The organism is Pseudomonas sp. MF6747 (assembly GCF_963890955.1).
In the GTDB taxonomy this organism is placed as follows: Bacteria; Pseudomonadota; Gammaproteobacteria; order Pseudomonadales; family Pseudomonadaceae; genus Aquipseudomonas.
The window spans coordinates 55,083-75,263 of record NZ_CAWPSZ010000053.1; the positions used below are offsets into that span (position 1 = coordinate 55,083).

At 60.8% G+C, this 20,181-nt stretch carries 18 protein-coding genes; 7 read left to right on the forward strand and 11 right to left on the reverse strand.

Features of this window, described 5'->3' with window-relative positions:
* Window positions 1–5 precede the first annotated feature (5 nt).
* Window positions 6–1,421 carry an acetyl-CoA carboxylase biotin carboxylase subunit gene (locus AACW30_RS30245; RefSeq protein ID WP_003213442.1) on the reverse strand — a complete coding sequence of 472 codons (1,416 nt, stop codon included), beginning with the start codon at window positions 1,419–1,421 and terminating at the stop codon, window positions 6–8.
* 195 nt (window positions 1,422–1,616) lie between these two features.
* Between AACW30_RS30245 and AACW30_RS30250 the strand changes: the two genes are divergently transcribed.
* Complete coding sequence (locus AACW30_RS30250) at window positions 1,617–2,591, forward strand: LysR family transcriptional regulator (protein WP_200624093.1); 975 nt, start codon at window positions 1,617–1,619, stop codon at window positions 2,589–2,591.
* On the opposite strand, the gene AACW30_RS30255 is transcribed toward AACW30_RS30250, so the two are convergent.
* The 3 genes from AACW30_RS30255 to AACW30_RS30265 all read right to left on the reverse strand — a co-directional run bounded on the left by AACW30_RS30255 (window position 2,521) and on the right by AACW30_RS30265 (window position 6,839).
* Window positions 2,521–2,715 carry a PA3496 family putative envelope integrity protein gene (locus AACW30_RS30255; protein WP_106575923.1) on the reverse strand — a complete coding sequence of 65 codons (195 nt, stop codon included), beginning with the start codon at window positions 2,713–2,715 and terminating at the stop codon, window positions 2,521–2,523. The genes AACW30_RS30250 and AACW30_RS30255 overlap by 71 nt on opposite strands.
* 221 nt (window positions 2,716–2,936) lie before the next feature.
* The gene (gene hexR / locus AACW30_RS30260; RefSeq protein ID WP_010168370.1) at window positions 2,937–3,803 is read right to left on the reverse strand and encodes a transcriptional regulator HexR; all 867 of its coding nucleotides are present in this window, start codon (window positions 3,801–3,803) and stop codon (window positions 2,937–2,939) included.
* 162 nt (window positions 3,804–3,965) lie between these two features.
* Entirely contained in the window at window positions 3,966–6,839 is a 2,874-nt protein-coding gene (locus AACW30_RS30265; RefSeq protein WP_200624094.1) for a GGDEF domain-containing phosphodiesterase, read from the reverse strand.
* A 279-nt stretch (window positions 6,840–7,118) separates the two neighbouring features.
* Between AACW30_RS30265 and uvrD the strand changes: the two genes are divergently transcribed.
* The 3 genes from uvrD to AACW30_RS30280 all read left to right on the forward strand — a co-directional run bounded on the left by uvrD (window position 7,119) and on the right by AACW30_RS30280 (window position 10,940).
* Window positions 7,119–9,302, forward strand: coding sequence for a DNA helicase II (gene uvrD / locus AACW30_RS30270; protein ID WP_106575925.1), 2,184 nt, complete (start codon window positions 7,119–7,121; stop codon window positions 9,300–9,302).
* Window positions 9,303–9,527: 225 nt separating this feature from the next.
* Complete coding sequence (locus tag AACW30_RS30275; RefSeq protein WP_106575926.1) at window positions 9,528–10,397, forward strand: Tim44 domain-containing protein; 870 nt, start codon at window positions 9,528–9,530, stop codon at window positions 10,395–10,397.
* Between the two features lie 135 nt (window positions 10,398–10,532).
* On the forward strand, window positions 10,533–10,940 hold the full coding sequence (locus AACW30_RS30280; RefSeq protein ID WP_017135771.1) for an SMI1/KNR4 family protein: 408 nt from the start codon (window positions 10,533–10,535) through the stop codon (window positions 10,938–10,940).
* A 160-nt stretch (window positions 10,941–11,100) separates the two neighbouring features.
* Here AACW30_RS30280 and AACW30_RS30285 read toward each other — a convergent pair whose 3' ends face one another.
* Window positions 11,101–12,864, reverse strand: coding sequence for a cation:proton antiporter (locus tag AACW30_RS30285; RefSeq protein ID WP_200624095.1), 1,764 nt, complete (start codon window positions 12,862–12,864; stop codon window positions 11,101–11,103).
* A 292-nt stretch (window positions 12,865–13,156) separates the two neighbouring features.
* Here AACW30_RS30285 and AACW30_RS30290 point away from each other — a divergent pair, with 292 nt between their 5' ends.
* Window positions 13,157–13,642 (forward strand): acyl-CoA thioesterase, encoded by a 486-nt coding sequence (locus tag AACW30_RS30290; RefSeq protein ID WP_076013223.1) that lies wholly within the window; start codon window positions 13,157–13,159, stop codon window positions 13,640–13,642.
* A gap of 130 nt (window positions 13,643–13,772) precedes the next feature.
* Here the strand turns inward: AACW30_RS30290 and pdxY are convergent, their stop codons facing one another.
* Window positions 13,773–14,645 carry a pyridoxal kinase PdxY gene (gene pdxY, locus AACW30_RS30295; protein ID WP_106575928.1) on the reverse strand — a complete coding sequence of 291 codons (873 nt, stop codon included), beginning with the start codon at window positions 14,643–14,645 and terminating at the stop codon, window positions 13,773–13,775.
* 117 nt (window positions 14,646–14,762) lie between these two features.
* On the opposite strand from pdxY, the gene AACW30_RS30300 reads away from it, so the two are divergent.
* A complete protein-coding gene (locus tag AACW30_RS30300; protein WP_145158305.1) occupies window positions 14,763–15,158 on the forward strand; it encodes a DUF3301 domain-containing protein in 396 nt (131 codons plus the stop codon).
* Here the strand turns inward: AACW30_RS30300 and AACW30_RS30305 are convergent.
* From AACW30_RS30305 to dksA, 4 genes are read right to left on the reverse strand one after another with little or no spacing between them, the layout of a single operon-like run.
* Entirely contained in the window at window positions 15,152–16,114 is a 963-nt protein-coding gene (locus tag AACW30_RS30305; protein WP_200624096.1) for a CobW family GTP-binding protein, read from the reverse strand. The two genes, AACW30_RS30300 and AACW30_RS30305, sit on opposite strands and share 7 nt — an antisense overlap.
* Before the next feature lie 44 nt (window positions 16,115–16,158).
* Window positions 16,159–16,803, reverse strand: a complete 645-nt coding sequence (locus tag AACW30_RS30310) for a DUF1826 domain-containing protein (RefSeq protein ID WP_200624097.1) — start codon at window positions 16,801–16,803, stop codon at window positions 16,159–16,161.
* Window positions 16,803–18,008, reverse strand: coding sequence for a zinc metallochaperone GTPase ZigA (gene zigA / locus AACW30_RS30315; RefSeq protein WP_169367880.1), 1,206 nt, complete (start codon window positions 18,006–18,008; stop codon window positions 16,803–16,805). The genes AACW30_RS30310 and zigA overlap by 1 nt, the downstream gene beginning before the upstream one ends.
* Window positions 18,009–18,035: 27 nt before the next feature.
* Complete coding sequence (dksA, locus tag AACW30_RS30320) at window positions 18,036–18,440, reverse strand: RNA polymerase-binding protein DksA (RefSeq protein WP_119741174.1); 405 nt, start codon at window positions 18,438–18,440, stop codon at window positions 18,036–18,038.
* Window positions 18,441–18,567: 127 nt separating this feature from the next.
* Here dksA and AACW30_RS30325 point away from each other — a divergent pair, with 127 nt between their 5' ends.
* Window positions 18,568–18,936 carry a glutamine synthetase gene (locus tag AACW30_RS30325; protein WP_200624098.1) on the forward strand — a complete coding sequence of 123 codons (369 nt, stop codon included), beginning with the start codon at window positions 18,568–18,570 and terminating at the stop codon, window positions 18,934–18,936.
* On the opposite strand, the gene AACW30_RS30330 is transcribed toward AACW30_RS30325, so the two are convergent.
* On the reverse strand, window positions 18,933–20,144 hold the full coding sequence (locus AACW30_RS30330; protein WP_200624099.1) for an N-acetylmuramoyl-L-alanine amidase: 1,212 nt from the start codon (window positions 20,142–20,144) through the stop codon (window positions 18,933–18,935). The genes AACW30_RS30325 and AACW30_RS30330 overlap by 4 nt on opposite strands.
* Window positions 20,145–20,181: the final 37 nt, after the last annotated feature.

Genomic DNA, 20,181 nt, shown 5'->3' on the forward strand with positions numbered 1-20,181 from the left:
ATTCCTCACAGGCCTGCGTGGGCGGCGATGGCGGCGGCGATGGCCAGGGCCAGCTCTTCGGGTTTGCGCTTGATCGAGTAGTTGGTCAGCTCAGGGTGGCTTTCCACGAAACTGGTGTTGAACTGGCCGCTGCGGAATTCCGGGTTGCGCAGGATTTCCTGGTAGTAGGCGGCGGTGGTCTTCACGCCTTGCAGGCGCATGTCGTCCAGGGCACGCAGGCCACGGTCCATGGCTTCTTCCCAGGTCAACGCCCACACCACCAGTTTCAGGCACATGGAGTCGTAAAACGGAGGGATGGTGTAGCCGGTGTAGATCGCCGTGTCGGTGCGCACGCCGGGACCGCCGGGCGCGTAGTAACGGGTGATCTTGCCGAAGCTGGGCAGGAAGTTGTTCTTCGGGTCTTCGGCGTTGATACGAAACTGCAACGCGAAACCACGGTGCTGGATGTCTTCCTGTTTCACCGACAGCGGCAGGCCCGAGGCGATGCGGATCTGCTCACGCACAATGTCGATGCCGGTGATTTCTTCGGTGATGGTGTGCTCAACCTGCACCCGGGTGTTCATCTCCATGAAGTACACCTCGCCCTCGGCGAGCAGAAACTCCACGGTGCCGGCGTTCTCGTAACCCACGGCCTTGGCGGCACGCACCGACAGGTCGCCGATGTAGGCGCGCTGTTCCGGGGTGAGCTGCGGGCTTGGAGCAATTTCGATGAGCTTCTGGTTGCGGCGCTGAATCGAGCAATCACGCTCGAACAGGTGCACCACGTTGCCAAAGCTGTCACCGAGGATTTGCGCTTCGATGTGCTTGGGATTGACGATGCATTTTTCCAGGAACACTTCCGCCGAACCGAAGGCCTTGGTGGCTTCGGAAATTACGCGGGGGAAGGCTTGCTCGAGTTCTTCGCGGCTGTTGCAGCGGCGGATACCACGACCGCCACCACCGGAGGTGGCCTTGAGCATCACCGGGTAACCAATGCGGTCGCCTTCGGTGAGGGCTTCGGCGATGTCGGCGACGTTGCCTTCGGTGCCGGGCGTCACCGGCACACCGGCCTTGATCATGCTGCGGCGCGCTTCGGTCTTGTCGCCCATGCGGCGAATCACTTCGGCCGACGGGCCGATGAATTTGATCCCGCGTTCGGCGCAGATGTCTGCCAGCTCGGCGTTTTCCGACAGAAAACCGTAGCCGGGGTGCAGCGCATCACAGCCGGTTTCCACGGCCAGGTTCACCAGCTTGCGCGGGTTCAGGTAGCCGGCCAGAGGCTCGGCACCAATGCTGTGGGCTTCGTCGGCACGTTTGACGTGCAACGCGTGGCGGTCGGCGTCCGAGTAAACCGCGACCGAGCGAATGCCCATCTCGGCGCAGGCACGCACGATTCGTACGGCAATCTCACCACGGTTGGCGATCAGGATCTTTTTTATCACTTGGAAATTCCCTTGAGCCGTTTGCTGCGTCTTCGACCGGTTGGATCCGAGTCGGCGCGTGACCAAATGTTTCATGACAGTCGCGAGACACACACTAGGCGCAACGGAGGATTAACAAAAATCAATAATTATTGGGTTGTGTATAAGTAAACACTTATAGTTGGCCGGACGGCCTGAGGCGAGAGGATTGAAATAATGCGTAAGTCATTGATGCGTATGACATTACGTCAGTTGCAGATTTTCAACGAAGTCTGTGATTTGCGCTCCTACAGCCGTGCCGCCGAGGAAATGTCCCTCACACAACCAGCCGTAAGCCTACAAATTCGTCAGCTGGAAGAGCTGATCGGCCAGCCGCTGTTCGATTACGTCGGCAAAAAGCTCTACATGACCGAGGCCGCCGAAGCCTTGCAACGCGCCAGCCGGGATATTTTCGGGCGTCTGGAAAACCTCGACATGCAGCTGTCGGACATGCAGGGCTCGCTGCAGGGCCAGTTGAAGCTGGCGATCGAATCGAGTGCCAAATACTTCGTGCCGCACCTGTTTGCCGCCTTCAAGCGCCAGCACCCGGAGGTGCAGTTGCACCTGACAGTCGTCAATCGTGCCCAGGTGATTCGAAGGCTTTCAGACAACCGTGATGACCTGGTGATCATGTCCATGGTGCCCCAAGACATGGGCCTGGAGTTCCTGCCGTTTCTGAACAACCCGATTGTCGCCGTGGCGCCGCCTGACCATCCCTTGAGCCTGCAAGGCGCACTGCGTTTGCAGGACCTGGAACCGTACACGCTGCTGGTGCGCGAGCCGGGCTCCGGCACGCGACTGGCCTGCGAAGAGTACTTCAAGGAGAAACGCGTGCACTTCACCCAGACGGTGGAAGTGGCTTCGGCCGAGGCGCAGCGTGAGTGCGTGAACGCAGGGTTGGGCGTGGCGTTGCTGACGCGCCACGCGGTCAACCTGGAGCTGGCCACCGGCGGGCTCAAGGAGCTGCCGGTGGAAGAACTGCCGCTGTACCGCAGTTGGTGCCTGGTGCAGGCCAAGGCCAAGCGCCTGTCACCGGTGGCCCATGCGTTCCTGGGCTTTATCCGCAGCGAACGGGTGCAGATCAGCGCGTTGGCTGAGCGCTTCGCTGGGCAGCCGCGGGTGCCTGCCAATGGAGTTCCGGGTAGTCCGTGATGCTCTGGAGCAATTGGCGCTCTTCGCAACGGTCTTCGATTGCGCGACGAAACGCCATGCGGCGCTGGTCTTCTTGCTGACGACGGGTTTTGACGGTGCTGCTGTCTTCGTATTGCCGGGCCATGTTGAGTCTCCCAATGCGAGTACGGGGAGTTCAGGATGGGCGCGGCGGATGACGGTTTGGCGGCGTGGGGGTTACAGGACGATGAATATTCCGAAATTGAAGGAGATTGCCTGTGGGAGCTGGCTTGCCTGCGATGCAGGCACCGCGGGTTTTCAGTTAAACCGAGGTGACGCTATCGCCGGCAAGCCAGCTCTCACATTTTGACGGGGTGCGACCTTGAATCAGTCGTCGAGGGCTTTGACCGATTTTGGCGAGAGACGCAGGCTGCGCAAGCTGCGCTTCACGCTCTTGAGGTGGTTGACCAGGCTCGGGCCGCGCGCCATGGCCACGCCCATCGCCAGCACGTCGATCACCACCAGGTGGGCGATGCGCGAGGTCAGCGGGGTGTAGATTTCGGTGTCTTCGTGCACGTCGATCGCCAGGTTTACCGTCGACAGCTCCGCCAATGGCGTCTGGCTTGGGCACAGCGTGATCAGCGTCGCGCCGCTTTCACGCACCAGGTTGGCGGTGATCAGCAGGTCTTTTGAGCGACCGGACTGGGAGATGCAGATCGCCACATCCGTGGGCTTCAGCGTGACCGCCGACATCGCCTGCATGTGCGGATCGCTGTAAGCCGCTGCAGTGAGCAGCAGGCGGAAGAATTTGTGCTGGGCGTCGGCAGCAACGGCGCCCGACGCACCGAAGCCGTAAAATTCGACGCGCTGGGCCTGGGACATTGCGGTCACGGCCTTCTGCAACTCCACTGGGTCGAGTTTTTCTCGCACTTCCATCAGGGTGTGCAAGGTGGTGTCGAAGATTTTCAGGCTGTAGTCGGCGACGGAGTCGTCTTCGTGAATCGCAAACTGCCCAAAGCTCGCACCCGCCGCCAGGCTCTGGGCCAGCTTGAGTTTCAAGTCCTGAAACCCGGAGCAACCAATGGCACGGCAAAAACGTACGATGGTCGGCTCACTGATGCCCACGCTGTGGGCCAGGTCGGCCATGGAACTGTGCATCACGGCCGCAGGGTCAAGCAGCACGTGATCGGCAACCTTGAGTTCCGATTTGCGTAACAGGTGGCGCGACTGGGCGATATGTTGCAACAGGTTCAAAGGGCAGGACTCTTGTTATTGGCAGGCGCCAGGGATGTAGCAAGCTTGTAGTTATACTACAAGAATTGCCGTTTTGCCCGTCCGATGCATCACTAAATCGCCCTGATGCCCTTTGAATCAGCGGGCAGCTGCCGTGTAGCCACATAGGCGGCCTGGCCGTCTTTAAGGAAAGTCTGCATTTTTCCGCAACAAATCTGCCAGCGCCTCGGCCTCCACCGGCCGACTGATCAGATAGCCCTGCACTTCGTCACAGCGCTCCCCTCGCAGGAAATCCAGCTGCTGCTGATCTTCCACACCTTCGGCCACCACCTTGAGCGCCAGCCCATGGGCCATGGCAATGATTGCACGCGTAATCGCGGCGTCCTCGCGGCCCTGGCCCAGGCCGCGGATGAACGTCTGATCGATTTTCACGTAATCCACGGGGATGCGCTTGAGGTAGCTGAGGGACGAGTAGCCGGTGCCAAAGTCGTCAATGGCCAGCTTCACGCCCAGGTCGCGCAGTTGCTGGAAGGTGGCAATGATGTGCTCGACGCTGTCGAGCAGTTGGCTCTCGGTCAGTTCCAATTCGAGGTATTGCGGGTCAAGGCCGGTTTCTTCGAGCACTTGGCGCACCAGGCTGACCAACTTGCCCTGGCGCAACTGGTGCACGGAAAGGTTCACCGACACCCGAATCGGCGCCAACCCCTGGCGCTGCCATTCGCACGCTTGCCAACAGGCCTGGCGCAAGACGAATTCGCCCAGCGGCACGATCAGGCCTGTTTCTTCGGCCAGGCCAATAAAGTCCCCCGGCGGCACCATGCCCCACTGCGGATGCTCCCAGCGAATCAGCGCCTCGGCGGCATTCAGCTTGCCGGTGGCCAGGCACAGTTTGGGCTGATAGAACACCGTGAGCTGGCGCTCGTCGATGGCCTTGCGCAAGTGGTTCTCCAGCTGCAAACGCTCAAGCGTGCTGGCTTGCAGGCTGTCGGTGTAGAACTGGAAGTTGTTGCCGCCCAAGTGCTTGGCATGTTGCATGGCCATGTTCGACTGACTGACCAACGCGGAAATTTCCCGCGCATTATCCGGCAACAGGCTGACACCCATTGAGGCACTGACCACCAACTCATGCCCGTCTACCGTCACCGGCACCCGCAGCTTCGCCAGGAGCCGCGTGGCCACTCGCGCCAGGCTCGACAGGTTGCCGTAGGCGTCGAACAGCACGGCGAACTCATCGCCGGACAGACGCGCAATGGTGTCAGCCTCGGGCAACGCGTTGATCAAACGACGGGCCATTTTCTGTAACAGCTGGTCGGCGACTTCATGGCCCAGGCTGTCGTTCAGCAGCTTGAAGCGGTCCAGGTTGATATGCAGCAACGCCAGGCTACGCCCGCCCTGACGCACACGCGCATGGGCTTCGCGCAGTCGCTCGCGGAACAGTGAACGGTTGGCCAGGCCCGTCAACTCGTCATAGTGCGTGAGGTAGCGCATGCGCTCTTCGGACTCACGCCGCGCCGACAGATCGGCGAAGAAGCCCACAATGTGGCTGACATTTCCGCGAACATCGCGCACCACGTTCAGCTGCAGCCATTGCGGGTACAGTTCGCCATTCTTGCGCGTTTCAACCAGTTCGCCCTGCCAGGTACCGTGGCTGAGCAGGGCCTGGCGAATCACCGGAAAGTGGCGACGCGCGTCACGGCTGCTGGGCAGTTCCACGACGTTGCGGCCGAGCATGTCGTCGATTTCAAAGCCGGTGACACGGCTGAAAGCCTGATTGACGGCGATCAGCGCATAGTTCGGGTCAAGAATCACGATGCCTTCGCTGGCCGCCTCGAACACGGTCGAGGCCAGCCGCTGCTGTTCTTCCAGGGCCTTGCCTGCGCTGATGTCGCGGCGGGTGCCGAGCATGCGCGTTACCCGCCCACTGGGGGAGCGCTCCACGGCGCGGCCGCGGTCTTCGATCCAGACCCAGTGACCGTCGCCGTGGCGCACGCGGTATTCAACCTGGTAATCCTCGGTGCGGCCTTTGAGATGCTCCACCAGTGCGCGCTTGAGCAGCGGCAAGTCGTCGGGGTGCAGGCGCGGCTTGAGGTGGCTGAGCATTGCTGTGACGTACTCGGGCTCCAGGCCGAACAACTCTTTGAGCTGAGTGTGATGGACTTCATCGGTCTGCAGGTTCCAGTCCCACAGCCCCAGTTCGCTGGCCTGCAGCGCCATGGCCAGGCGCGCTTCACTTTTGTTCAGGGCCAGGCTGGCGGCGTCCAGTTCCTGGTTGCGTTGCGCCACGCGGTCTTGCAGACCGATCTGGGCCTCGCGCAGGTCCTGTTCGACCTGGCGGCGCTGCTCGACTTCGCGCACCAATTCCTGATTCAACTGCTCGCTGCGCTGCTGCGCCTGCTGTAAATGCTCGATCAGCGCCTGGTTCTGAAAGCGTCGCAGCAGGCCACGCTGGGTCAGGCGGTTGACCTGCCACGCCACCAGGCTCAGAGAGCCCAGCAGGATCAGGCCAAGCACGCCCCAACCTTGCTGTTGCGCCGTGCCGTTCCAAAACAGATAAAGGATGGCCGGCACCAGACACGGCACGGCAAAGGACAGGAACGCAGGCAGGCTCACGGCATAGGCCACGCTGGCCGACAGCGTTGCCGCGCCGATCAGGCCGAACACCCAGGCCTGCTGCATGAAGCTGTCCGCCGGAACCAGCGCAATGGCGGCGGTGGCTAACGTCAGGCCACTGACCGCCGAGCCGAGCATGAACATGCGCCGCCAGATCGGCTGGGCCTGGCGGCTGGGCATGGCCGAATCGAACGCCGCCACTTGAATGACGCGCAAGGCCACCAGGGCGAGCAGCCAGACCAGCCACACGCTGTCCAACAGATATTGCTTGGGGTTCCACAGCAACCAGGCGCAGACCAGGCCGTTCACCAACATCAATAAAGTCGGCAGCAATGAACCTTGGTAGAGCAGGCGAGTGCGTTCGACCGCCATCTCGGTTGCGTAATATTTACGGATGACGTGCACAGGCGCCGCCGAGGGGCCGAACAGGTCGGGACTGAGAGTCATAGGCAGTGTTCTTATAATGGTGAGCCCGAAACGTGCACGGAGCATACACAAGCAAGCGCTTGGGCCAAACTGCTCCAAGTCATAAAAACCGCACGATAAACCGCCGCAAAACTCGGGGCCAGACAGCTTGAGCGAGATGCTACGCGGGCTGTGGCCTATGACCGACCGGTCATCAGCCCCGCCAGAATGTTTGTGCGGCTCGAAACACTCCTGAGGTTTTCGAGTGACCACCCGGCATTGGGATTTGCCCCACTCCCCCGGGCACCCTAGAATGCGCCGATGCGCGATGATCTCTCCCTTTTGCTGAACTCCCTCAACGATGCCCAACGCCAGGCCGTAGCAGCCCCCGTTGGCCGTCAGTTGGTCCTGGCCGGTGCTGGCTCCGGTAAAACCCGAGTGCTGGTGCACCGTATCGCCTGGTTGATCCAGGTTGAAAACGCGTCCCCGCATTCCATCCTGTCGGTGACCTTCACCAACAAGGCTGCTGCCGAGATGCGCCACCGCATCGAGCAGTTGATGGGCATCAGCCCGGCCGGCATGTGGGTAGGCACCTTCCACGGCCTGGCCCACCGCTTGTTGCGGGCGCATTGGCAGGAAGCGGGACTGAGCCAGACCTTTCAGATCCTCGACAGTGATGACCAGCAGCGCCTGGTCAAGCGCGTGATCCGTGAGCTGGGCCTGGACGAACAGCGCTGGCCCGCGCGCCAGGCGCAATGGTTTATCAACGGCCAGAAAGACGAAGGCCTGCGCCCGCAACATATTCAGGCCAGCGGCGATTTGTTCCTGGCCACCATGCGCAGCATTTATGAAGCCTACGAGGCCGCCTGCGTGCGTGCCGGCGTGATCGACTTCTCCGAGCTGCTGCTGCGCGCCCTCGACCTGTGGCGCGACAACCCAGGCTTGCTGGCGCATTACCAGAAACGCTTCCGGCATATCCTGGTGGACGAGTTTCAGGACACCAACGCCGTGCAGTACGCCTGGTTGCGCTTGCTGGCCAAAGGCGGCGACAGCCTGATGGTGGTGGGCGATGACGACCAGTCGATCTACGGCTGGCGTGGCGCGAAAATCGAGAACATCTACCAGTACTCCGACGACTTCCCGGACGCGATCACTATCCGTCTGGAGCAGAATTACCGCTCCACCGCCGGCATCCTCAAGGCTGCCAACGCACTGATCGCCAATAACACCGGGCGCATGGGCAAAGAGCTGTGGACCGACGGCGGCGAAGGCGAAGCAATCAACCTGTACGCCGCGTTCAATGAGCACGATGAAGCGCGTTACGTAGTGGAAACCATCGAAAGCGCGTTGAAAACCGGACTGGCGCGTAACGATATCGCCATCTTGTACCGCTCCAACGCCCAATCGCGGGTATTGGAAGAAGCCCTGCTGCGCGAACGTATTCCGTACCGCATCTATGGCGGCCAGCGCTTCTTCGAGCGTGCGGAAATCAAGAACGCCATGGCGTACCTGCGCTTGCTCGAGGGCCGTGGTAACGATGCGGCGCTGGAGCGGGTGATCAATGTTCCGGCGCGTGGCATCGGCGAGAAAACCGTCGAGGCCATCCGCGACCACGCGCGCCACGCCGATGTGTCGATGTGGGAAGCCATGCGCTTGCTGATCGCCAATAAGGGCCTGACCGGCCGCGCTGCCGGTGCCTTGGGAGTGTTCGTCGAGCTGATCGAGAACCTCGCCGCCAAATGCGCGGAAATGCCGCTGCATTTGATGACCCAGACCGTGATTGAGCAATCGGGCCTGATCGCCTATCACGAAGCGGAAAAAGGCGAGAAGGGCCAGGCGCGGGTAGAAAACCTTGAAGAACTGGTCAGCGCCGCCCGCGCGTTTGAAAACACTGATGAAGATGAAGAGCTGACGCCGCTTGCCGCCTTCCTCGGGCATGCGTCGCTGGAAGCCGGTGATACACAGGCCGATGAGCATGAAGACAGCATCCAGCTGATGACCTTGCACAGCGCCAAGGGCCTGGAATTCCCGTATGTGTTCCTGGTGGGCATGGAAGAAGGCCTGTTCCCGCACAAGATGAGCCTGGAAGAGCCTGGCCGCCTTGAGGAGGAACGCCGCCTGGCTTACGTGGGCATCACCCGTGCCATGCAGAACCTGGTGATGACCTACGCCGAAACTCGACGCCTGTACGGCAGCGAGACCTACAACAAGGTGTCGCGTTTCGTACGTGAAGTACCGAAGGGACTGATTCAGGAAGTGCGCCTGTCCAACAGTGTCAGCCGCCCGTTCGGCGGCGGCCAGCAGCAGAGCTCCAGCACCCTGTTTGCCGGTTCCGAGATTCCCGAAACCCAGTTCAGCCTTGGCCAGCAGGTCAGGCATTCGGTGTTCGGCGAAGGCGTGATCCTCAACTTCGAAGGCGCTGGCGCCCAGGCGCGGGTGCAGGTGAATTTCGCCGAAGGCAGCAAGTGGCTGATGATGGGCTACGCCAAGCTCGAAGCGATCTGAAACACTGCATGCTCCCTGTTAGGCGCCCGGCTGGCCGGGCGCCTGCAATGTGAAGAATCATGCCCCTCCCTTGTTTTTCGCCTGCTCGGGCCAATATCTGTAACTAGTCCTACAGACCCTTCGGAATTGGTCTTACGTAAAAGCCCGAAACATTATGCCGCTAGCCACTGTCACGACACCTGTGCAACATGGCGCGCGTGCAATCCACAAATGGGAATTCCCTTTATGAAACGGTTTCTTAGCATCGCCATGGCGTTGTGCATCGGCCTGACGATGAGCCTCGACGCCAACGCCAAGCGCTTCGGTGGCGGCAAAAGCATGGGCTCGGCACCGACTCACCAGACCAGCCAAATGGCTCCTTCCGCCGGTGCCGGCGGTGCTGCAGCAACCGCCGGTGCAGCCGGTGCTGCTGGCGCGGCTGCCAAGGCCGGCGGTGCTTCGCGCTGGTTAGGCCCTCTGGCCGGTATCGCCGCCGGTGGCCTGCTCGCATCCATGTTCATGGGCGGCGGCTTCCAGGGCATGCAGATCTTCGACATCCTGATCATGGCGGTTATCGCCTTCTTGATCTTCCGCTTCATCGCCGCCCGTCGCCGCAAGCAGCAGGAGCACATGGCTCCAGCCGGCGCGCCGATGCAGCGTGAAGTCTTCGAGCAAAAACCAACCACAGGTTCGATCTTTGGTGGTTCGCCAGCGCCTGCCACCGCTCGTCCGGTGATCAATGCACCGGCCTGGTTCAACGAAGAGCGTTTCGTCGAAGCGGCCCGCAGCCACTTCCAGTCCCTGCAACAGCACTGGGACGCCAACGAAATGGACAAGATCTCCGAGTTCGTGACCCCACAACTGCTGGAGTTCCTCAAGCGCGAACGTGCCGACCTGGGCGACGGTTTCCAGTCGACCTACATCGACGACCTGCGCGTACAACTGGAAGGTGTGGATGATCGCGCCGACAAGACCATCGCCACCCTGACCTTCAGCGGCGTGTCGAAGACCTCGCGTTTCGACCAGGGCGAAGTGTTCAGCGAAAGCTGGAACATGGAGCGCGCCCAGGGCGACAACCAGCCTTGGCTGGTCGCCGGTATCCGCCAGAACGGCTGATAACCGCACGCTTGAGCACTTGGTAATAAAAACCCCGGACATGTTCCGGGGTTTTCTATTTCGCGGTTGCACTTATAGCGAGCTACTGTATAAAACGCCCTATTAACCGCGCCAACTAGCAAGAGGATCCCGGCCGTGGAAGAAATCATCGAACAATTGCGTGAAGCCAACGAACCGGTCCCGGTTCCTCTGGAACTGCCTGACGAAGACCAAATTGTAGAAATCGAAGAGCAACTATTCATCGACATCCCGTTTGTCTTCCGCGAATTCCTGCTCACCGTCAGCGACGTGGTGTATGGCAGCCTGGAGCCGGTGACGGTTACCGACCCACAGTCCCACACCTACCTGCCGGACGTGGCCGCCAACGCGTGGGATGCCGGTGTTGACCGCAGCATGATCCCGATCTGCCAGGACGGCGACGACTACTACTGCGTCGAAGAAGACGGCACCGTGGTGCTGTGGTCCGGCGAAGAAGAACTGGTTACCGAAGAAACTTGGGAATCGGTGTGGCACTGGGCGCGGGACGTCTGGCTGGAAAGCTGATTCTGCAAAGCTTTTGTGGCGAGGGCGCTTGCTCCCGTTGGGCTGTGCAGTAGCCCCAACCAGGGTGATGCGTTTTCCAGATGGCGAGGTGACTGTTTTCAGGGCGGCTGCGCAGCCTAGCGCGAGCAGGCTCGCTCGCCACAAGAATGCGCCGCTCGGCTTAGTGCTCCGGCGTGTCCTTGTGGTTATCCAGGGTCTCCAGCAAGGCAACCTGCATCCGCGTATGCACGCGGATGAACCACCGCCACAGCACCGCCGCCACCGCTGCTGCCACCACGGCGATCAGCACCAGCAACTTGTTGGTTGGCAAGATACTGGCCGACAAGGCTGCCAGCAGCAGGAAAATCACCAGCAGCGACAGGATGGGGATCAATTCAGCGATCACTCGTCGTACACGCTGGGTATGCCTTCCGGCCATTTCCGGCTTGACGCTCATCTCTGCCAGCAACATCGACAGCGCCTTGAGCTTGCGATACGCCGCAATCAAAAACGGCAGCGACAACAACAACGCCCCGCCCCAGATCAACGCCTTTTGCCAGCTTGGATCACTGATACAGCCTTCCAGATACCCACCGATGCGCGCCGCAAAAAAGCCGCCGGCGAAGAAGATCGCCACCACCAATGCCAGGTTTACCCCCACTTGCAGGATGATCTTGCGAATCATCGACGCCAGCATTGCGCCCTCGCCCTGAGGCTGGATGCTGCGTAACCATTCGCCATACATACCGAACACCCGGCTCATGCGCTTGGGCATCACCGCCGCAATCTTCAACGATAACGGGTCGGCGCCGCGAATCAGGTATGGCGTGAGCAGCGTGGTAATCGCCGACACCGCCACGGCCACCGGGTAGAGGAAGTCGCTGGTTACCTGCAAGGTCATCCCCAATGCGGCGATAATGAAGGAAAACTCCCCAATCTGTGACAGCCCCATGCCCACCCGCAGTGAGGTGCGGCCGTCATTGCCGGCGATAAACGCCCCCAGGCCGCAGGACAACATTTTGCCCAGCACCACCGCCACGGTGATTACCGCGATGGGCCAAGCGTATTGCAGCAGGATTTGTGGGTCGATCATCAAGCCAATCGCGACAAAGAAGATCGCGCTGAACATGTCGCGGACCGGCTCGATCAGGCGTTCGATCTTAATCAACTGACGGGACTCGGCCATGATCGCGCCGATCAGGAACGCGCCCAGCACCATGCTGTATTCGAGCTTCACCACCAGCAGGCAGAAGCCGAAACACAGGCCGAGCACAGTGATCAGCAGCATCTCGTTACTGTCGAACCTGGCCACATAGGCCAGCAGGCGCGGCACCAGCAGTATGCCGATGACCAGCGCGACGATCATGAACAGCGAGAGTTTGCCGACGGTGGAAAACACCTCGCCGGAGCTGACCGTGCCGCTGACCGCGATGCTCGACAGCAAGGCAATGATGCCGATACCGAGGATGTCTTCCACGATCAGCACGCCGAAAATCAGCTGGGCAAAGCGCTGGTTTTTCATCTTCAGGTCGTTGAGTGCCTTGACGATGATGGTGGTCGAGGAGATCGCCAGGATGGCGCCGAGGAACAGCGAGTCCATGGTGTTCCAATCGAACCAGCGACCGATTTCGTAGCCAATCCAGATCATCAGGATGATTTCGAGGAATGCGGCGATAAACGCCGTGGCGCCGACCTTAAACAGCTTGCGCAGGCTGAACTCCAGGCCCAGGCAGAACATCAGGAAGATCACCCCCAGCTCGGCGAGGGTCTTGATGGTGTCTTCGTCGTGGATCAGGCCAAACGGTGGCGTGTGGGGGCCGATAATGAACCCGGCAACGATATACCCCAGCACCACCGGTTGCTTGAGGCGGTGAAACAGGATGGTGACAACCCCTGCCACCAGCATGATCACAGCCAGATCCTGGATAAAACTGATGGCGTGCATGGCGAGGGGCTCCTTGAGGGTACTGGCGCTTTTCCCACTTCCACCGGCACCTATGAACGGTCGCAATATGCGGAAGGAAAAGTCGGCCTTAATCGTAAGAAATGCCCTGAGACGGGCTTTTGAAGGTTAACACCGCGACTTCCGGCAGAAAGCCGGTGCAATATATGGAAACAGATCGGTGCAGGCGTGACGGCAAGCCGCCCACCGGCGTCCCGTTAGGGATGGCGCTGCAAAGATTTCAGCACCCGCAGAGGTGCCACCCCAACCGATGCCTACAACCCGTGAGTGTGCTATGGAACCCGGAAACGCCCAGCTGTCGATGACGGTACTGATGACCCCTGACATGGCCAACTTCTCAGGCAATGTTCACGGCGGCACCCTGCTCAAGTACCTCGACGAAGTGGCCTACGCCTGTGCGAGCCGTTATGCCGGTCGCTATGTAGTGACCTTGTCGGTGGACCAGGTGATTTTTCGCGAACCGATCCATGTCGGCGAGCTGGTGACCTTTCTCGCCTCGGTCAACTACACCGGCAACACGTCGATGGAAGTGGGCATCAAGGTGGTGACCGAGAACATCCGCGAGCGCTCGGTGCGCCATACCAACAGCTGCTTCTTCACCATGGTGGCCGTGGACGACCAGCGCAAACCCGCCGCCGTGCCGCCACTGCAGCCGCACAACAGCGAAGACAAGCGCAGGTTCGTGCAGGCGCAGCAGCGCCGGCAGATTCGCCAGGAGCTGGAAAAGCGCTATCAGGAAATCAAGGCAGACGGGCCGTAAGACCCCAGCTGTAAACCCGATCAACATGTGGGAACGGGCTTGCCCGCGATAGCGATCTGTCAGTAGTGCATGTACTGGCTGACCCACCGCTATCGCGGGCAAGCCCGCTGCCACATGGGGTTTTGTTGGGTTACAGACCGATCGGTGTGGCTTCGAAGCGCACGCGAGGATGGGCGATGCGGTCTTGGGCGCGGACCAGTTCCAGCTCGTAGCTGGCGCAGGCCTGGGTTTCCAGCAGCACTTCATGCACCGCAGCGGCCGTGAATTCGAAGGCTGCCAACAGGCTGTCACCGAGCAGCACCCGCGCCAGGAACAGCCCCGACGTCAGGTCGCCCACACCCACCGGCTGACGCGGGAACGCCAGCAGTGGCCGACGCAAGTGCCAGCTGCCATCGGCAGTCACCAACAGCATCTCAAAACCATCCGGCAGCTTGCCCGGATAATCCAGGTGCTTGACCAGCACGGCCTTGGGCCCGCGCGCCAGCAGCGCCTTGGCCATGCCCAGGCAATCGAACAGCGATTGCGGCTTGCGCCCGGCAAAGCTGTCCAGCTCCAGTTGGTTGGGGCAAAGGAAATCCGCCATCGCTGCCGCTTCGTCCAACAGGAAATCGCTGACTTCCTGGGGCACGATGCAACCCTTTTCCGGGTGGCCCATCACCGGGTCGCACAAGTACAAGGCCTTGGGGTTGATGGCCTTGATGCGCGCCACGCCCGTCAAAATCGCACGGCCCTGGGCCGCACTGCCGAGGTAGCCAGACAGCACGGCATCGCAGTTACCCAACTCGCCGATTGCGGCAATCCCTTCCACCAGCGCCGGAATTTGCTGCGGCGCCAACACTTCGCCCGCCCACTGTCCATACTGAGTGTGATTGGAGAACTGCACCGTGTTGAGCGGCCAGACATTCACCCCGACCCGCTGCATGGGGAACACGGCGGCGCTGTTTCCGGCGTGGCCAAAAACCACATGAGACTGGATCGCAAGCAGATGAGGTGTGCGTTTCATGCGGGAGATTTCCGTAAAGCCATTGAAATTCTGGCCGCGCAGTATGCGACTAAACACGGCCTGTACGACAGACCAGAGACACAGTTAAGCTGCTCTCACTTTGTTGGAGTTCATCGCATGCTGACCCTGGGAAACATCTTTGTGTTGATGCTGCTGGCGACCGGCGCCGCCTGGGTCTGGCACAACCACGGCCTGCGCGAGCGGGCGCTGGAGCGGGTCAAGCAGCATTGCGCCAAGCTCGATATCGAGCTGCTCGATGGCGCGGTGGCGTTGAAACGCATCGGTTTTGTGAGGGATGCCAAGGGCCGGCGGCGTCTGGCGCGCATCTATAACTTTGAGTTCACCGTAACCGGCGAAGCCCGCCATCCCGGGACGATCACTCAGTTTGGCGCTCACAGCGCGCAGATCGAACTGGCGCCCTACCCGTTCGAGATCAAAACGCCGCTGCCCAGCGCTGAAGTGATCGAGCTGAGCCAATGGCGCCAGGACCACGCCAGCAAGAACCGTCACTGACGGCAGGCGGCTAAAGCGTCCTGCAATGCAGCCACGTCCTGTGGCTGGCTGAAGATCAATTCAATACGTGAGTCACGGCGCCATTCGCTCGGTTGCCAGAGAAGTGCGCCGTTATCCACAGCGTTGGCGCTGAGCCATCCTTCAGGGCTGTGGATAACCAGTTTGGCGCGCCGCCACACCAGATTTGTCAGCCAGCCGTGCAGGCGCACGGTGTCGAAGCGCTGGCTAGGATGCCAGCGCCAGCCGATGCTCCAGCCGTCTTCTTGAGCCTGGCTGAGGCAGATTGGCAGCGTCGGATCGGTCCAGATCGCCGGTATCTGCGCCAAGCCTTGGGGCACTTCGACGTTATCCACAGCAGTGCGGCCTTTCGCATCCAAGCCGGGCAACAGGTCGAGCGGCACGTGCGCCTGGCGCGTCCAGTAAAGCGGGCAGTCGGGTAATTGCTGTTCAATGGCCTGGCGCTGCGCGGCATCCAGCGCCTCATCCTTGTTCAACACCAACAGCCCGGCACTGGCCAGCGTCTCGCGTTGCACATCAGGCAAGGGTTTACCCGCCGCCAGCGCCTGGGCATCCAGCACCAGCACGCACGGCTGAACGGCGAGCACCTGTTGCCACGGCGCCTGGCGCAGTTGTTTGAGTAGCTGCGCCGGATGGCCCAGCCCGGAGGGCTCGATAAACAGCCGATCAGGCTTGGCCTTACGCAGCAGGCGGCCCAGGCCTACCTGGAACGGTGCACCATTCACACAACACAGGCAGCCGCCTGCCACCTCGCCCAAAGCAATGCCGTCGTCATCCTGAGTGAGCAAGGCAGCGTCCAGACCGATCTGCCCGAACTCGTTGATCAACACGGCCCAGCGCTCGTTGGCCGGGCGTTGGGCGAGCAGGTGTTTGATCAGGCTGGTCTTGCCGGCGCCCAACGGCCCGGCAATCACGTGGGTGGGAATATTCTGCAGCATCAGTGGCATCATTCAGACCGTGTAGAGAGCTTGATCCTACCCGGTTATGCGAGCCAATCCAGCGTCAGGATCAACCGCCGCTCATCAGCCTTGAGTGCAGGCGAGCGATGAATCAAGCCGTGAGCTTCATTGCCATGCCATTGAGTGCCCTTGAGCATGGCGACTTCGCCACAGAGGATCTGCTCGATGCGCTCGGTGGGTTCCGCGTCCGACTGGGCCAGTTTGCGGCGGTCCATAACGCCTTCGCGCAACCATTGGCTACCAATGCCGGCGTAGGTGGTGATCAGTCGCACCGGCACATGGTCAACGTGAAAACGCGGGCACATGGCCTTGTCCAGCAGCCGCAAGCGCACGCCAATGCGCTTGGCGCCCAGCAAACAGGCAAACGCGCTGACCAACCAAGACACATCAGCAATAAAGCCCTCGTAGCCTTCAAGATCTCGGCAACTGGACGCCAAACCCTGCAAGTTCGGCACCGCTTCTTCAGCATTAAGCTCGATGACAAAGGAGTCGGCCAGCGGCTCGTTCAGCGCAACCAGCAAGGCTCCAAACTCAGCGATGTGCAGAGGCAACTGGCGTTGACAAACCGCCAGGTTCACCCCGTCTTCCAGGATGTCAGCCAGCGCCAGCGGCGTTTCACCGCACATTTGACGGGTCACGGGGCGCAATGGAATAACCGGGGCCAGCATCAGGCTACCTGCTCGAACCAAGGGCCAAAGGGATCAGCCAGCAGGCGCCAACCTTCGACGCCAGCGGCCATTTCTTCATCGGTGAGCAGGCAGGCGTCCAGTTCGGCGCGCATCTGGTTGAAGTCGATATTTTGCCCGATGAACACTAATTCCTGACGGCAATCACCGGTACTCAGCTGCCAGTTGGCCATGATCGCCGCTACGCTTTCTTCATCCTGCGGCCATTGGCTTTTCGGCACAAAACGCCACCAGCGCCCGGCAAAACCATGGCGCATCAGCCCGCCAGCCTGGGACCAACTGCCTGCATCCTGATGCTTGCTGGCCAGCCAGAAAAAGCCTTTGGAGCGCAGCAGTTTGCCGTTCACCCACGGGCGGTCGATAAAGTCGAAAAAACGCTGAGGATGAAACGGCCGGCGCGCGCGATAGGCCGTGGAGGCGATGCCGTACTCTTCGGTTTCCGGCACATGTTCACCGCGCAGTTCCTGTAACCAACCTGGCGCTTGGGCGGCGCGCTCGAAGTCGAAGCGACCGGTGTTGAGGATTTTGTTCAGCGGCACTTCGCCCATGACCATCGGGATAATTTCGGCCTGAGCGTTGAGGCGTTCGAGAATCGCCATCAGTTCCTCGCGCTCACGGCTGCTGATCAGGTCGATCTTGCTGATCAGGATTACGTCAGCGAATTCGATCTGCTCGATCAGCAGGTCGGTGATTGAGCGTTCGTCCTCCTCTCCCAGGGTTTCACCACGTGAGGCCAGGCTTTCGGCGGCCTGGTAGTCGAGCAGGAAATTCATGCCGTCGACCACGGTGACCATAGTGTCCAGACGCGCAATATCGGCCAGGCTTTGCTCGTTTTCGTCGCGGAAGGTGAAGGTTTCGGCCACGGGTAACGGTTCGGAAATGCCGGTGGATTCGATCAACAGGTAATCGAACCGACCTTCCTTGGCGAGTTTTCCGACTTCTTCCAGCAAGTCTTCACGCAAGGTGCAGCAGATGCAGCCGTTGCTCATCTCCACCAGTTTTTCTTCGGAGCGGTTGAGGGTGACGTCGCGCTGCACCTCGCTGCCGTCGATATTGATTTCGCTCATGTCGTTGACGATCACCGCCACCCGCAGGTTGTGGCGGTTGCGCAGGACGTAGTTGAGCAGCGTGCTTTTACCGGCGCCGAGAAAGCCGGACAACACGGTAACGGGGAGACGATTGGGCATCAGGTGTTCCTCATCAGGGTTGGCCGGTCAAATCGCCCGTTGATGGCGTTCGCGCAGCTCTTCACGTTCTTTGGCTTCGATACTCAGGGTCGCTGTGGGGCGCAGCAGCAGGCGTTTCAGGCCAATGGGGTCGCCGGTTTCACGGCACCAGCCGTATTCACCACGGGCCAGCAGTTCAAGAGCGTCGTCGATCTTGTCCAGCAGCTTTTTTTCGCGTTCCAGCAGGCGCAGTTGCCATTGGCGCTGTTCCTCGGCGCTGCCCACATCGGCGGGGTCGCTGTTGGTTTCCTGCTCACGCAGCACCAGGAACTCAGCGTCGATGCGTGCTTGCAGTTCAGAACGCTGGCCCAGCAGCAGCTCGCGGAAGAAACCTTGCTGGGCTTCATTCATGTAATCGTTGGGCGATAGGGCAAGAAGGTCTTGTTCAGTCATGGAGAACGGTTCACGGGTCAGGCTGTGTTTTCATGTTATAGTATAACAATGCAATTAAGCCAATCCCCCTTGCTCGTCACGACGAAGGGCGCAATGCTTGAGTCCGTTCCGGTCCCCGAGAAACTTTATGAAATACCTGGTGTGCGCCCTGTTGTTGGCAGTGGCAGGACCGGCCTGCGCACAAACGCCGAGCCTGTCGGCTACCTGCGTGCGCAGCGCCAACCTGCTGGCTTGCGTGGATCCGCTGGGGAATGCCTACAGCGTGGCGACTGCCGGCGGCACCACGTATTTGCGCGGTTTCGAGGTGATCGGCAAACGCTACTGGGCACAGACCAACAGCCGCTATGGGCAGTTGACGTTCTTTACCGGGTTGGCGTCCGACGGTGAGGCGTGGGTCGGCTACACGCGCCGCGTGGGCTGGACCACCATCAACCGGTTTTCCAGCTCAGGCGGCACCAGCGCGAAGTTCACGTGCAGCCGCATTACCGGCTGTTAGACCTGGCCGCTCTTCTGCTCCTGAACCCACGCCATGTAGCTGTTCATCGGTGGGTTCTTCTCGAAGTACTTTTTCAGGCCTTCGAAAAGCCCATCCGCCACCGCCTGTTGATGGCGCGCGGTGACCAGCCGCTGGGCGTCCTGGGTGTTGGAAATGAACCCGGTCTCGACCAGGATCGACGGCACATCCGGTGACTTGAGCACCGCAAACCCTGCCTGCTCCACGCGCTTCTGGTGCAGCGTGGTGATGTTTTGCAGGCTGCCCAACACCGAGCTGCCCAGCTGCAGGCTGGAGGCGATGGTGGCGTTCATCGACATGTCGAGAATCACCCCGGCCAGCATCGGGTCCTTGTCCTTGAGATTGAGCAAGGTGGTGGCGCCCAGCAGGTCTGCGCCATTTTCACGCTGCGCCATGAAGCGCGCCGTGGCGGAGGTGGCGCCGCCTTCAGACAACGCATACACCGACGCCCCGGAGGCCGTGAGCCGTGGCGCGGCGTCGGCGTGCACCGAGATAAACATATCCGCTTTGTGCTGACGGGCGATGTCCACGCGCTTGCGCAGCGGTACGAAGAAGTCGTCGTTGCGCACCAGTTTCACGTCAAAGCCCTTCTCACGCTTCAAGCGTTTGGCCAGCAATTGGGCGATGGACAGCACCACGTCCTTTTCGCGCTGGCCCTTGGAACCGATGGCGCCTGGGTCTTTGCCGCCGTGGCCGGGATCGACTACTACGATGATGTCGCGCTTGGGATGCGCCTTGTCCACCGGCGCCACCAGAGGCTGCGGCTGCGCGGCGATCTGGCGCGGCGCGTGGGTGGCGCCGGTCAGGTCGAGTACCAGGCGATGACCTTGGCCATCCTGCGGCGGCAACAAGAAGCTGTTGAGCTGCATCGGTGCGGCCAGGTCCAGCACGATGCGCGTATCGGCTTTACCAAAATGCCCGGAGCGGATCGAAGTGATTCCGCTGTTCTTCAAGGCCAACTGCGAGAAATCACCGCTGAGCCCGGCGCCGCTCAGGTCGATGATCACGCGTTCCGGTGAGGTCAGGGAAAAGGTCTTGTATTGCACCGGGCCGCTGAGGTCGAACACCAGCCGCAGTTTGTCGTCGGAGCGCCACAGGCGCGCATTACGAATCTGCGTGGCAAAAGCCCCCAATGGAAAGGTGAACAGCGGGCTGACCAGCAGCAGGTTGAGGAGCTGACGTCTGTGCATGACATATACCGCGAATAGAGGAGCGTCCCTGCTCGAC